Annotated in this window: 14 protein-coding genes and 1 other RNA gene; 13 read left to right on the top strand and 2 right to left on the bottom strand. The window is 62.8% G+C overall.

Annotated elements, in window-relative coordinates:
- Positions 1 to 46: 46 nt before the first annotated feature.
- A complete protein-coding gene (locus tag K3759_RS04485) occupies positions 47 to 739 on the bottom strand; it encodes a metal-dependent hydrolase (RefSeq protein WP_259984509.1) in 693 nt (230 codons plus the stop codon).
- 367 nt (positions 740 to 1,106) lie between these two features.
- Here K3759_RS04485 and gatC point away from each other — a divergent pair, with 367 nt between their 5' ends.
- The 6 genes from gatC to rpmG all read left to right on the top strand — a co-directional run bounded on the left by gatC (position 1,107) and on the right by rpmG (position 5,173).
- Entirely contained in the window at positions 1,107 to 1,394 is a 288-nt protein-coding gene (gene gatC, locus K3759_RS04480) for an Asp-tRNA(Asn)/Glu-tRNA(Gln) amidotransferase subunit GatC (protein ID WP_259984508.1), read from the top strand.
- Positions 1,394 to 2,884 carry an Asp-tRNA(Asn)/Glu-tRNA(Gln) amidotransferase subunit GatA gene (gene gatA / locus K3759_RS04475; RefSeq protein ID WP_259984507.1) on the top strand — a complete coding sequence of 497 codons (1,491 nt, stop codon included), beginning with the start codon at positions 1,394 to 1,396 and terminating at the stop codon, positions 2,882 to 2,884. The genes gatC and gatA overlap by 1 nt, the downstream gene beginning before the upstream one ends.
- Positions 2,885 to 2,921: 37 nt before the next feature.
- Positions 2,922 to 3,659, top strand: coding sequence for a hypothetical protein (locus tag K3759_RS04470; protein ID WP_259984506.1), 738 nt, complete (start codon positions 2,922 to 2,924; stop codon positions 3,657 to 3,659).
- 3 nt (positions 3,660 to 3,662) lie between these two features.
- The gene (locus K3759_RS04465) at positions 3,663 to 4,331 is read left to right on the top strand and encodes an N-acetylmuramoyl-L-alanine amidase (protein WP_259984505.1); all 669 of its coding nucleotides are present in this window, start codon (positions 3,663 to 3,665) and stop codon (positions 4,329 to 4,331) included.
- Positions 4,332 to 4,364: 33 nt separating this feature from the next.
- Positions 4,365 to 4,846, top strand: an RNA gene (gene rnpB / locus K3759_RS04460) — RNase P RNA component class A.
- Positions 4,847 to 5,005: 159 nt separating this feature from the next.
- Entirely contained in the window at positions 5,006 to 5,173 is a 168-nt protein-coding gene (gene rpmG, locus K3759_RS04455; RefSeq protein WP_007119221.1) for a 50S ribosomal protein L33, read from the top strand.
- A gap of 324 nt (positions 5,174 to 5,497) precedes the next feature.
- On the opposite strand, the gene K3759_RS04450 is transcribed toward rpmG, so the two are convergent.
- Complete coding sequence (locus K3759_RS04450; protein ID WP_259984504.1) at positions 5,498 to 5,953, bottom strand: nucleoside deaminase; 456 nt, start codon at positions 5,951 to 5,953, stop codon at positions 5,498 to 5,500.
- 62 nt (positions 5,954 to 6,015) lie between these two features.
- Here K3759_RS04450 and K3759_RS04445 point away from each other — a divergent pair, with 62 nt between their 5' ends.
- From K3759_RS04445 to K3759_RS04415, 7 genes are all read left to right on the top strand, one after another.
- Positions 6,016 to 7,098, top strand: a complete 1,083-nt coding sequence (locus K3759_RS04445; protein WP_259984503.1) for a pseudouridine synthase — start codon at positions 6,016 to 6,018, stop codon at positions 7,096 to 7,098.
- An 87-nt stretch (positions 7,099 to 7,185) separates the two neighbouring features.
- A complete protein-coding gene (locus K3759_RS04440; protein ID WP_259984502.1) occupies positions 7,186 to 7,443 on the top strand; it encodes a hypothetical protein in 258 nt (85 codons plus the stop codon).
- Between the two features lie 3 nt (positions 7,444 to 7,446).
- The gene (locus tag K3759_RS04435) at positions 7,447 to 8,361 is read left to right on the top strand and encodes a 5-bromo-4-chloroindolyl phosphate hydrolysis family protein (protein ID WP_259984501.1); all 915 of its coding nucleotides are present in this window, start codon (positions 7,447 to 7,449) and stop codon (positions 8,359 to 8,361) included.
- Positions 8,361 to 9,557, top strand: a complete 1,197-nt coding sequence (locus K3759_RS04430) for a toxic anion resistance protein (RefSeq protein ID WP_259984500.1) — start codon at positions 8,361 to 8,363, stop codon at positions 9,555 to 9,557. Before K3759_RS04435 ends, K3759_RS04430 begins: the two co-directional genes overlap by 1 nt.
- 22 nt (positions 9,558 to 9,579) lie before the next feature.
- Positions 9,580 to 10,542 (top strand): DUF2927 domain-containing protein, encoded by a 963-nt coding sequence (locus tag K3759_RS04425; RefSeq protein ID WP_259984499.1) that lies wholly within the window; start codon positions 9,580 to 9,582, stop codon positions 10,540 to 10,542.
- A gap of 35 nt (positions 10,543 to 10,577) precedes the next feature.
- On the top strand, positions 10,578 to 11,699 hold the full coding sequence (locus tag K3759_RS04420; RefSeq protein ID WP_259984498.1) for an SPFH domain-containing protein: 1,122 nt from the start codon (positions 10,578 to 10,580) through the stop codon (positions 11,697 to 11,699).
- A gap of 52 nt (positions 11,700 to 11,751) precedes the next feature.
- Positions 11,752 to 12,300: a cytochrome b/b6 domain-containing protein gene (locus tag K3759_RS04415; RefSeq protein WP_259984497.1), complete on the top strand. Its 549-nt coding sequence runs from the start codon at positions 11,752 to 11,754 to the stop codon at positions 12,298 to 12,300.
- The last annotated feature ends 5 nt before the right edge of the window (positions 12,301 to 12,305 follow it).

Below are 12,305 nucleotides of genomic sequence, written 5' to 3'. Positions count from 1 at the left end.
TATCCCCTGTTCCGCCTTGCAACGCAAGGCGATGGGGGTGGGAGGGTCAAAGTTTGATCGGCTGCATTACCTGCGGCTCGACCACATCGACTCCGGGCAGCCCGTCAACCAACGTCTGCGCTGATTGCTCCAGCGCGTCGAAGGTGCGGTAGTGGCAGGGGATAACTGTCTTAAAGTTAAAATAGCGTTTTGCGGCATAGGCAGCCTGCGCCATGTCCATCGTGAAATGCCCGCCTGCCGAGAGAATGCCGATGTCGGGTTTGTGGTAGTCGCCCATCCAATCCATATCCGCCATGATCGCCGTGTCGCCGGAATGATAGATCGTATGGCCCTCGCCCGAGATCATGAAACCGGTTTCCATGCCCGTGTAGATCGGCCCGTTCTCGCCTTCCACCGATGAAGAATGCGAGGCCGGGACCATGGTGATCGCCACCTCGCCCGCGCGGATCGTACCGCCTTTGTTAAAGCCCGTGGTTTGTGCGACCCCTTTGCCTTCCAGCCAGCCCATCAATTCGACCATCCCCGCCACAGGCGCATTGGTGCGGCTGGCGACATCGGCGATGTCTGCCGTATGGTCGAAATGACCGTGGGTGACGAGGATCTGCGTGGCCCCCCGGATGGCTTCCGCATGATGCGCTGCGTCCAGCATTGGGTTGTCTTTGAGCCAAGGGTCGATCAGCAGCACTTGATCTTCGATCTCGATGCGGAATGAGCCGTGGCCGAGCCAGATGATGTTCATGGGTGTACTCCTGATTTGTTGCTTACCTCAAACTTGCGCTTCCTTGCGACGGAATCAAGAAAACGGTTCCCCATGCCACCGGCCCGGAATCAAGCCGCAGGCGCCGGGCCATCGTCTGCCCGCCCGTCACGCCAAAGGTGTGCCAGTTTATATTGGCCCACCTTCGGTGCGACCGGGTAGGCGATTTCGTTAGGCTAGGCGCAACTTCGCGGAACGCACATCACGGCTAATCCATAAAGTGGCATGAACCACCCTTAGGATCGCCGACCTGCGGGCAGGCGCTGACCCTCCTCTCTCTTACTCAGCCCAAACCCTTGCGAGGCCCGGTCCCAAACGGTAGAGGAGCCTCAAAGAGATGGAGATGTTCATGTCGATCGACGAAAACACCGCCGCACGCGTGGCGAAACTGGCCCGGATCAAGGTTGAACCAAATGCGCTCCCGGCGCTGGCGGAGGAATTCAACAACATCCTCGGCTTTATCGAACAACTGTCTGAGGTGGACGTTGAGGGCGTGGAACCGATGACCTCCGTGACCCCGCAGCGCCTGAAACGGCGCGAGGACGTTGTCACCGATGGGGACCAGCAGGACGCGGTCCTCAAGAATGCGCCCGATGCCCGTGAAGGGTTCTTTGCCGTGCCGAAGGTGGTGGAATAATGAGCGACGATCTGAACACACTGAGCCTTGCCGACGCCCGCGATGCCCTGCGCAAGGGTGAAACGACATCCGCCGCGCTGACCGAAGCCTGCCTTAAAGCCATCGACGGCGCAGGCGCGCTCAACGCCTTTGTCCACCGCACGCCCGAGATCGCGATGGAACAGGCCGCCGAGGCCGACGCGCGCATCAAACAGGGCGACGCCCCTGCCATGTGCGGCCTGCCCATCGGCATCAAGGATCTCTTCTGCACCAAAGGCGTGCCGAGCCAAGCGGGCAGCCGCATCCTCGAAGGGTTCCTGCCGGAATATGAAAGCACCGTCAGCCAAAAGCTGAAAGACAGCGGTGCCGTGATGCTGGGCAAGCTCAACATGGACGAATTCGCTATGGGCTCGTCGAACGAGACCTCCGTCTACGGCAACGCGGTGAACCCGTGGCGCCGACAGGGCGACTCCGCCGAACTGACACCGGGCGGTTCCTCGGGCGGCTCCGCCGCTGCCGTGGCTGCTGATCTGTGCCTCGCCGCGACCGGCACCGACACCGGTGGCTCGATCCGCCAGCCTGCGGCCTTCACTGGCACCGTGGGCATCAAGCCGACCTATGGCCGTTGTTCCCGCTGGGGCATCGTCGCCTTCGCCTCCTCGCTCGACCAAGCCGGGCCGATGACCAAGACGGTGCGCGACGCCGCGATTATGTTGGAAGCTATGTGTGGCCATGACGCCAAGGACAGCACCAGCGCCGATCTGGCCGTGCCGGATTTTGAAGCGGCGCTGACCGGCGACATCCGCGGCAAGAAGATCGGCATCCCCCGCGAATACCGGATGGACGGTATGCCCGAGGAGATCGAGAAGCTCTGGCAAGACGGCATCGCCATGATGAAGGACGCGGGCGCTGAGATCGTCGACATCTCGCTGCCGCACACCAAATACGCCCTGCCAGCCTATTACGTCATCGCGCCTGCCGAGGCGTCCTCGAATCTCGCGCGTTATGACGGTGTACGCTTTGGCCACCGCGCCAAGCTCGACCACGGCGACGGCATCACCGAGATGTACGAGAAAACCCGCGCCGAAGGCTTTGGCCATGAGGTGCAGCGCCGTGTGATGGTGGGGACCTATGTGCTGTCGGCTGGCTTCTACGACGCCTATTACAACCGCGCCCGCAAGGTCCGTACCCTGATCAAGAAGGACTTCGAAGACGTCTTCGCGCAAGGCATTGACAGCATCCTCACCCCGGCCACGCCTTCGGCGGCCTTTGGTCTGGGCGAGATGAAGGACGCCGATCCGGTTGCGATGTATCTCAACGACGTCTTTACCGTGACGGTGAACCTCGCCGGTCTGCCGGGTGTCGCGCTGCCGACCGGGCAAAGCGCCACCGGCTTGCCGCTGGGTCTGCAACTGATCGGGCGTCCTTGGGAAGAGGCCGAGTTGCTGTCCTCCGCCTATGCGCTGGAGCGGGCCGCTGGTTTTGTGGCCAAGCCGGAAAAATGGTGGTAAGCCCACGGGCGTTATTTAACAGGCAAGAGCGGGTCAGATGATCAAACGGACACTTCTAGCGATGACAGCGGGCGGTCTTTTGGCAGCCTGCCAACCTGCGATCCCCGATTCCGGGAGCATCAACAGCGGGCGCGGCGTCGGCTTTGGCGACGGCAGCTTTGAGGCTGAACAGCGGGCGCGTGACGCGGCACTTGCCAATGACAGCATCGACAGCGCCATCGCGGCCACGACACCCGCCCCGGCGGACGGCTCGCCCGAGGCCACAGCCGCCGAAACCGCCCGCGTTCTGGCCGCCACCCGTCCGGGCGGGGCAAGTGCCCTGAACCCCGGCGTGACCCCGGTGAACGCCAGCCCGTCGAACCCGCCCCCCGCGGCGGTCAATGCCGTGGGCATCTCGAACGAGAACAACTTTGATGCCGTATCCGGCCAACGCAGCATTCAAGATGACGCCGCCCGCGTCGCCGCCAATCGTGCGCAATATGAGGTGATCCAGCCCGAAGCGCTGCCCGAACGTACTGCCAGCGGCCCGAACATCGTCGCCTATGCGCTGCAAAGCAACCAACAGATCGGTCAGCAAATCTACAGCCGCATTGGCTTTAACAAGGCCCGCAAGTTTGAACGGGCCTGTTCGCAGTACAGCCATGCCGACCAAGCGCAGATCGCCTTCCTTGCTGCGGGCGGTCCTGAGAAGGACCGAGAAGGCATGGACCCTGATGGCGATGGCTTTGCCTGTGACTGGGATCCGACCCCCTTCCGCCGGGCTGCACAGGGCTGATAGATGCCCGCCGCGCCTGACGTGACGGTGCACCCTTCACCCAACTGCGGCCCGCGACGTAGCGGGCTACACCCCCGACTTATCGTTCTGCATTACACGGCCATGGCCAGCGCCCAAGCGGCGCTGGAACGGCTTTGCGACCCTTCTTCCGAAGTCTCTGCCCATTACCTGATTTCCGGGCGCGGCGATGTCACTCAACTGGTCGAGGAAGACCAGCGCGCGTGGCATGCAGGCCAAGGCGAGTGGGCGGGGCTCGACGATATTAATTCCCGCTCAATCGGCATAGAGTTGGACAATCGCGGCGATCACCCCTTTGCTGAGCCGCAAATGCAGGCGCTCGAAACTTTGCTGCCCGGCATCATGGCCCGACATGACATCCCCGCTGAGGGGGTGATCGGTCATTCCTGCATGGCTCCGGGCCGCAAGATCGACCCTGGCCCGCGATTCGATTGGGCGCGGCTCGCACGGCGCGGGCTGGCGCTGCCTGCGGGCGATGGCCCCGTTCCTGACAGCGTAACCGCCGAAACCTTCCGCGATGCCGCACGGGCCGCAGGCTTCACCGCGCCCTGCGACAATGACACGCTGCTGAGTACCGTACGTATGCGGTTCAGGCCATGGGGGAGCGGCCCTCTCACCCCCGCAGACCTCGCCGCCCTGCCCCGCGCCCATTGACGCGCCGCGCGGCGGGGTCTAGGGCGGTCAGGCGCGGAAGGCTGGATGGCCGCTGCGTCGACTCGTGTCGCATGACCGACGTCCGCTCCCGTCACACGCATGTGTGGCATCGGCGGCGTCGCTTTTGCGAGGCAAAGGCGACGTAGAGGAAAGTCCGGACTCCAAGAAGGAACGGTGCCGGGTAACGCCCGGGCGGGGCAACCCGACGGAAAGCGCCACAGAAATGAAACCGCCCCTACGGTCCGGCTTGCCGGAACAGCCGCAGGGGTAAGGGTGAAACGGTGGGGTAAGAGCCCACCGCGGGGCTGGCAACAGCTCTGGCATGGCAAGCCCCACCGGGAGCAATGCCAAATAGGGACCGCGCGCCGATGATCTTCGGGTCAAAGGCGGGGCTCTTCTGCCCCAGCAGGTCCGGGTTGGCAGCTGTAGCTGCATCGGCAACGGTGCAGTCAGAGGAATGGTCATCGCTTGCTTTAGGGCAGGTACAAAATCCGGCTTATAGGCCTTCCGCGCATATTCCTGCTCTTTCAGGTCCGAAAGACAGGTTTTTCGACGAAACCGGCGTCTTTCGACATCGGACGGGCAAATAGCGGTTGACTCGGGCGCGGGTCTGACTAGAACCCGAAATTCAGAATTCACGCAGGCCTGCGCGGCGCTGCAGCAGGAGAAGACACATGGCGAAGCCAACCACGATCAAGATCCGTCTGAACTCGTCCGCGGGCACAGGCCATTTCTACGTAACCAAAAAGAACGCACGCACCATGACCGAGAAGATGGTCATCAAGAAGTACGACCCCGTTGCGCGCAAGCACGTCGAATACAAGGAAGGCAAGATCAAGTAAGATCGCCTGACCTGATGGTTTGAAGGGCCACGTGCACTGCGCGTGGCCCTTTGCGTTGGAAAGGGCCTCCGGCGGCCGCTGATGCTGCATTGAGGAACCTCGCAATATCCACCCAGCTCGGAACCAAGGCCGAAGGCCGCCGGGCAGCGCCAGACCGTCCGTCACGCCGTAGGCGTGCCGACAATTTAACAGCGCGCCTCTGGTGCGATGGGCTGGCGCTTTGGCAAATGCTGGATGAGCCGGTGGAGGGCGCGCCACGGCAGCAGCCATAAATTGCCAAACTGCCAACGAAGGACCGCCATCCCCCGGTCCGGCGCTGCCCAGCTATCGGTCCCTCTTTTCCCGAAAGAAGCCGACAAGCAGCTCCTCTGCTTCTCGCGCTGCGATCCCATCGAAAATCTGCGGCACATGATGGCACTGCGGATGTGCAAACACCCGCGCCCCCTGCGCCACCCCGCCAGACTTTGGATCCGCCGCGCCGTAAAAAAGCCGCTCAACCCGCGCCGCCGCGATGGCGCCTGCGCACATCGCACAAGGCTCCAGCGTGACATAAAGCGTGTGACCAATCAGTCGCTCTGACCCCACCGCCGCACAGGCGGCGCGCAGGGCCAGCATTTCGGCATGGGCCGTGGGATCATGGCGCGCGCGGGTCTCATTGCCCGCCGCCGCCACGATTTTGCCCGTCGGAGAGACCACCACGGCCCCCACCGGCACCTCGCCGCGTGTGGCCGCTGCCCGCGCCTGATCCAGCGCCTGACCCATATATGAGCGAAACTCCATCCGCTCACATGGCCGCAAACGCCACCCTTTCGCAAGGGCGTGAAACAGGGTAAGCGCAGAGTATGGACGCAAAACCACCCCTCTCCGGCTCCGGCCCGACTGATGATTCTTCCGCTGCTGACGCCAGCACAGCGAAGGGCGCCCGCATCGCCAAAGTGCTGTCCCGCGCAGGCATCGCCTCGCGCCGTGAGGCCGAGCGCATGATCGAGGCAGGCCGCGTGCGTGTGAACGGTGAGCAGATCACCTCGCCCGCCCTGAACGTCACGCCCGAAGACAAGATCACCGTCGACAACACCCCCGTCGGCGCGCCCGAGCCGCCGCGCATCTGGCTGTATCATAAGCCCACCGGTTTGGTGACGACGAACTCTGATGAAAAGGGCCGCGAGACGATCTTTGACGCCCTGCCCGAGGACATGCCCCGCGTGATGACCGTGGGTCGGCTTGATCTCAATTCCGAAGGGCTCTTGCTGCTGACCAATGACGGCGGCGTGAAACGCAGGCTGGAACTGCCCAGCACCGGCTGGCTGCGCCGCTACCGCGCGCGGGTGAATGGCCGTCCGACCGACGAGATGCTTGAGCCGCTGCGCCGCGGCATCACCGTTGAGGGCGAAAACTTTCAGCCGATGGATGTGACGCTGGACCGCCAGCAAGGCGCCAACGCTTGGCTGACCATTGGCCTGCGCGAAGGCCGCAACCGCGAGATTCGCCGCGCGATGGAGGCCGTGGGCCTGACCGTTAACCGGCTGATCCGTATCTCTTACGGCCCGTTCCAACTGGGCGAGTTGAAAACTGGCGAAGTCGAAGAACTGCGTCGCAAGGTCGTGCGCGATCAACTTGGTCTTGAGTTGGAAGACCCGACCGGCACCGCCGTCAAGAAACCCAGTGCCGTGCGCCGCCCGCCGCGTCGTAAGCCCGGTGGTTTCGGCGGCGCGGGCCAGCCCGGCCTGCCTGTGGAGCCGGGCGAAGACGATACCCCGCCGCCCCGCCGTGGCGGTGGCAAAGCGAAGAACGCACCGCATGGCAAGGCCGCACTGGGCAAGCCCAGTGGCAAACCGGGCGCGCTTCCGACAGGCCGACCAAATGCAAAGCCGGGCGCGAGACCGGGTGCAAAGCCCAGCAGCCGGGGCCCCAAACCCCGTCGCTGATTGGCTTTGCCGCAAGCCAAGCCATTTGCGCTGTCGGAACGCTGCCATGAGGCGCGCGTTGACAAGAGAACGGCAGGCAAGACAAGCGTGAAACCGCTGTCAGAAAAGGGCAATATGGCGCGAATAGTGATGTTTTTGGTGGCCTTGGCTGCGCTCGTGGTTATCATCCTCGGCGCGGCCTCTCTCTTGGGGCGCGCGGCAGACAGTGCTGGCACGGCATTGCGCCCCATCTGGGGCAGCAAAAGGGGAAACATGATGGCGCCAACAACCTTTCAGAAAATCGCCTACGGCGCTTTGCTGGTTGTACTGCTTGGCCTGACCAGCGGTTTTCTCGGGGGGTTGTGATCTATGGCGCAACGTTTTGGGGGCCGATATAGCCCCGGCACGGACGTAAAGCTCGGCACCACCCCGCGCAAAACGCAGCGACTGCGGGTCGACCCTGCGGGCGGGCGTGTGAATCTCCTGTTCCTCCCCCCGGTCCTGCTGGCCGCGACCTCACTCACTGCTGGGGCGGGCACGCTGATCCTCGGGCTTGGCGGCGCGTTCCTTTTGGCCTCCGGCGTCTGGCTTTTGCGCGAAGGTTTGCTGGCCGAGGCGGAGTATAACGAGCGCAAGGTCGCCCGCCGCCCTGTCCTGCCGCGCAAAATCCTCGCCGCAGTGCTGGCTGGTCTGGGTGCGGGGCTTGCGGCATATACCAATGAACCCAGCCTTACCGCAGCCGTGCTCTATGGCATCGCGGCCATGGCGCTGCACCTCGCGGCATTTGGCGTTGATCCGTTGAAAAACAAAGGGATGAAGGGCATCGACACCTTCCAGCAAGACCGCGTTGCCCGCGTGGTAGATGAGGCCGAGAAACTGCTCTCGGGCATGAGCCAAGCCATCCTACGCGCCGGAGACCGCCGCGCCGAAGCGCGGCTGGCGGATTTCCAAGAGACCGCCCGCCAGCTGATCCGCACCGTCGAAGAAGACCCCCGCGACCTGACCGCCGCGCGCAAATACCTTGTCGTCTATTTGCGCGGCGCGCATGATGCAACGGTGAAGTTCGCCGATCTTTACGCCCGCAACCGCGATGACCAAGCCCGCGATGACTACCTCGCGCTGCTCGACGATCTGGATGAGAATTTTGCCGCCCGCACGGCGAAATCCCTGCTCGACGACCGCAGCGATCTGAATGTCGAAATCGACGTGCTGCGCGCGCGTCTCTCCCGTGAGGGGGTCCGGCTCGAACAGCCCGCCCCTGTAAATACTAAGGAAGATCAGTGATGACCGATGCCGTCCGTGAAAAAGCTGCCCAGTCGCAAGGTCTGGTCGAAGAAGTAAACGCAACCGTTCTGCCCGAACCTGCGGATGCCAATGCCATCGTCCCCTTGGCCAAGGCCGATCCTACGCAAAGCGCCGAAATTCAAAAGCGCATGGCCGAGATCGATGTGACTGACACCCAGTCCATCGTCGCCTTTGGTTCCGCTGCGCAGGCCGAGCTGCAAGAAATCAGCCAAGCCATGTTGGCCGATGTGCGCAACAAGGATGTCGGCCCCGCGGGGGACAGCCTGCGCACCATGGTCAGCGCGATTCGCGGCTTCTCGGTCTCGGAACTTGACGTGCGGCGCAAACAAAGCTGGTGGGAGAAACTGCTGGGCCGCGCCACCCCTTTCGCCAAATTCACCGCGCGTTTCGAAGAGGTGCAGGGCCAGATCGACCGGATCACCGACAACCTGCTGGCCCATGAGCATACGCTGCTGAAAGACATCAAATCCCTTGATCTGCTCTATGAGAAGACACTGCAGTTCTATGACGAACTGGCGCTCTATATCTCTGCCGGTGAGGCCAAGATCGTAGAGCTTGACCACAAGACCATCCCCGCCAAGCAGACCGCGCTGGATAAGGCGGGCGAGGACGACCAAGTCATGCGCGCCCAAGAGCTGCGCGACCTGCGCGCCGCGCGAGATGATCTGGAGCGTCGGGTGCATGATCTGAAACTGACGCGGCAGGTCACCATGCAATCCCTGCCTTCGATCCGTCTGGTGCAGGAGAACGACAAGAGCCTCGTGACCAAGATCAACTCGACCTTGGTGAACACCGTACCGCTGTGGGAAACCCAACTGGCGCAGGCCGTCACCATCCAACGCAGCAGCGAAGCCGCCCATGCGGTGCGCGAGGCAAACGATCTGACCAACGAATTGCTCACCTCCAACGCCAAGAATCTACGCGACAGCAATAAGGTGATCCGTCAGGAAATGGAGCGCGGCGTATTCGACATCGAAGCCGTGAAACAGGCCAATGAAGACCTCATCGGCACCATTGAGGAATCTTTGCAAATCGCCGATGAGGGCAAGGCGAAACGCGCTAATGCCGAGAAGGAGTTGCAAGAGATGGAAGGCCGTCTGCGCGACACCTTGGCGTCCGCCAAAGCCCGCGAAACGGGTTTGGGAGACACCACCAGCAACGCGGTTCCGAGCTAAGGCCAAGGTGAGGGAACAGGCAATGCAAGGACGTTTGCGCAGACATCTGCGCGCCGTGGGGGCGCTGGCGCTGAGCACGCTATTAGCGGCCTGCGCTGAGCCTGAGCCTGTCTTGCAAAAGGTTGCCAAACCGCAGGCCCGCCCTGCGGTGGCGCCCCCGCCCGCGCCGGTGGTGGCCCAGCCCACATCGCAAAAAAGCGCCATGCTGCGCAGCTATTTGCATCAGGTCGAAAAGGCGCAATTGGGCCAAGACCTGTTGCGCCAAGACGGCGGCGGGGAAGACACGCCTTTCACCAGCGAGATGCTGGCGCGAAACTTTGAGCAGATCGCGCTCTACAATGAATATGACGGGGATTTCTCGGGCCAGGGGGGTGCAAGCCCGCTGCGTCGTTGGGAATCGCCAGTGCGGATGCAGATCATCTTTGGCGACAGCGTGCCGCCCTCGCAGCGCCGCTCTGACACCGCCAAGATCAACGCCTTTGTCCGCCGCCTGGCGCGGGTCACCGGCCATTCGGTCTCGGTCAGTGACAGGCCGAATTTCATGGTCATCGTTGCGTCCGAAGACGACCGCGTCGATGCGCTGGCGCAAGCGGCAGAAAAGGTGGCGGGGGTCAGCAAATCTTCGCTGCGGGCCATGCGCAACATGCGCCGCGACACCTATTGCGCCGTGGCCGCCTATGCTGCTGGCGACAATCCTAATGTCTATACCGCCGCCGTGGCTGTGATCCGCTCGGAAAACCCCGAATTGCTCCGGCTGTCGTGCATCCACGAAGAACTGGCCCAGGGGCTGGGTCTGGCCAACGACAGCCCCGCCGCGCGGCCTTCGATCTTTAACGACGACGACGAATTTGCCCTGCTGACCCGACACGACGAGCTTCTGCTCAAGATGCTCTACGACACGCGTCTGCGCCCCGGCATGACGGCGGAGCAGGTTAACCCGATCACCCGGATCATCGCACGCGAGTTGACGGACGGGCCGGTGTAACGCACCCTTACGACGAAAGAATAAGGACCATCCCCATGGGCATTTTCGATTTCCTCTCTGGCCAGTTCATCGACGTCATTCACTGGACCGACGACACCCGCGACACGATGGTCTGGCGGTTTGAGCGTGAAGGCCATGAGATCAAATACGGCGCCAAGCTGACGGTGCGCGAAGGGCAAGCAGCGGTCTTTGTGCATGAGGGGCAGTTGGCGGATGTCTTCACCCCCGGTCTCTATATGCTTGAGACCAACAACATGCCGATCATGACGACGCTTCAACACTGGGATCACGGCTTCAAAAGCCCGTTTAAATCCGAAATCTACTTCGTCAACACAACTCGGTTTAACGATCTAAAATGGGGCACAAAAAATCCGATCATCGCCCGCGACCCTGAGTTTGGCCCCGTGCGCCTGCGGGCCTATGGCACCTATTCGGTGCGGGTAAGCGACCCGGCGAAATTCCTGACCGAGATCGTCGGCACCGATGGTGAATTCACCATGGACGAAATCTCTTACCAAATTCGTAACATCATCGTTCAAGCCTTCTCACGCACGCTGGCATCCTCTGGCATCCCGGTGCTCGACATGGCCGCCAACACGCGCGAGCTGGGGCAGTTGGTAGGCAAGGACATCGCCGCGCAGATCGCGGAATACGGTTTGGCGATGCCGGAGCTATACATCGAAAACATCTCGCTCCCGCCCGCGGTCGAAGCGGTGATGGACAAGCGCACTTCGATGGGCGTGGTCGGAAATCTAAACGAATACATGCAGTTCCAAGCCGCCGAAGCCCTTGGCCGAGATGGCGCCGGGGGTGCGGCGATGCAAACCGGTCTTGGCGCGGGGCTGGGGATGAGCATGGCGCAGGCCGCCACCGCGCAGGCCGGCCCCTGGGGCGCGCGCCCTGCCCCGACTGCCGCCGCCCCCGTGCCGCCGCCCCCACCGCCGGTCGAAAAAGTCTGGCACATCGCCAAGGATGGCGCGACCTCTGGCCCCTTCTCCAAGGCCGCTATGGGGCGCAAGGTGACTGACGGCGGCCTTACCCGCGATTCTCTGGTCTGGACGCCGGGCCAAGACGGCTGGCAGCGGGCCGAGGATGTGGCCGAACTGGCGCAACTTTTCACCGTGATGCCACCTCCCCCGCCGCCAGCCACGGGATGATCTGGTGGCGCGCCAAGTGAAACTTTTGCGCGCGCCTGCCCGTGGTTTTCCTATGATCACGCGCCTCAAATTTCCGCACCGCCGCAGCGCCCTCAAGGTGCTGCATTGGTCGATGGTGCCGCTGCTGATTTGGTTCATCCTTGTGACCCCCGCTGATGTACTGCCCTTTGGCCCCACGGCCTTTCGTATCCATTCGCTGCTGGGGCTGGTCTTTGTCACCGCCTGTCTGCTCTGGACTGCCGATTACCTGCGCCGGGGTCTTGCCAGCCGACCGGGGCCAAAGCTGCCGCCTTGGGCGCGGCATGTGCACCAGTGGATGCATAAGGCGTTGATTTGGGGGCTGTTTGGCGTGGCACTCACGGGCTTTGGCCTTGGTCTTACTGCACCGCGTCTCTTTATGGCGGGCGATCTGGTGCCGGTGGCCCCGCCGCTGAACCTGCCGCGTGCGCATGATCTGATTGGCAAAATCCACATCTATGAATTCTACCTTTTGGCCGCCATTGCGGGCGCCCATGCGCTGTTTCATCTTTGGCGCCACTTGCGCCTGCGCGACAACGCACTGCGGATCATGGCGCCGAAATGCCTGCACCGCTTTTTGTGAGGTTC

It is taken from the genome of Sulfitobacter sp. W027, from assembly GCF_025143985.1.
Lineage (GTDB): Bacteria > Pseudomonadota > Alphaproteobacteria > Rhodobacterales > Rhodobacteraceae > Sulfitobacter.
This window is presented reverse-complemented; position numbering and strand designations above follow the sequence as displayed.

Bases quoted from the DNA above. Each gene is read 5' to 3' on its own strand.
- K3759_RS04485 (WP_259984509.1), bottom strand. From the start codon at position 739: ATGAACATCATCTGGCTCGGCCACGGCTCATTCCGCATCGAGATCGAA.
- gatC (WP_259984508.1), top strand. From the start codon at position 1,107: ATGTCGATCGACGAAAACACCGCCGCACGCGTGGCGAAACTGGCCCGG.
- gatA (WP_259984507.1), top strand. From the start codon at position 1,394: ATGAGCGACGATCTGAACACACTGAGCCTTGCCGACGCCCGCGATGCC.
- K3759_RS04470 (WP_259984506.1), top strand. From the start codon at position 2,922: ATGATCAAACGGACACTTCTAGCGATGACAGCGGGCGGTCTTTTGGCA.
- K3759_RS04465 (WP_259984505.1), top strand. From the start codon at position 3,663: ATGCCCGCCGCGCCTGACGTGACGGTGCACCCTTCACCCAACTGCGGC.
- rpmG (WP_007119221.1), top strand. From the start codon at position 5,006: ATGGCGAAGCCAACCACGATCAAGATCCGTCTGAACTCGTCCGCGGGC.
- K3759_RS04450 (WP_259984504.1), bottom strand. From the start codon at position 5,953: ATGGAGTTTCGCTCATATATGGGTCAGGCGCTGGATCAGGCGCGGGCA.
- K3759_RS04445 (WP_259984503.1), top strand. From the start codon at position 6,016: ATGGACGCAAAACCACCCCTCTCCGGCTCCGGCCCGACTGATGATTCT.
- K3759_RS04435 (WP_259984501.1), top strand. From the start codon at position 7,447: ATGGCGCAACGTTTTGGGGGCCGATATAGCCCCGGCACGGACGTAAAG.
- K3759_RS04430 (WP_259984500.1), top strand. From the start codon at position 8,361: ATGACCGATGCCGTCCGTGAAAAAGCTGCCCAGTCGCAAGGTCTGGTC.
- K3759_RS04425 (WP_259984499.1), top strand. From the start codon at position 9,580: ATGCAAGGACGTTTGCGCAGACATCTGCGCGCCGTGGGGGCGCTGGCG.
- K3759_RS04420 (WP_259984498.1), top strand. From the start codon at position 10,578: ATGGGCATTTTCGATTTCCTCTCTGGCCAGTTCATCGACGTCATTCAC.
- K3759_RS04415 (WP_259984497.1), top strand. From the start codon at position 11,752: ATGATCACGCGCCTCAAATTTCCGCACCGCCGCAGCGCCCTCAAGGTG.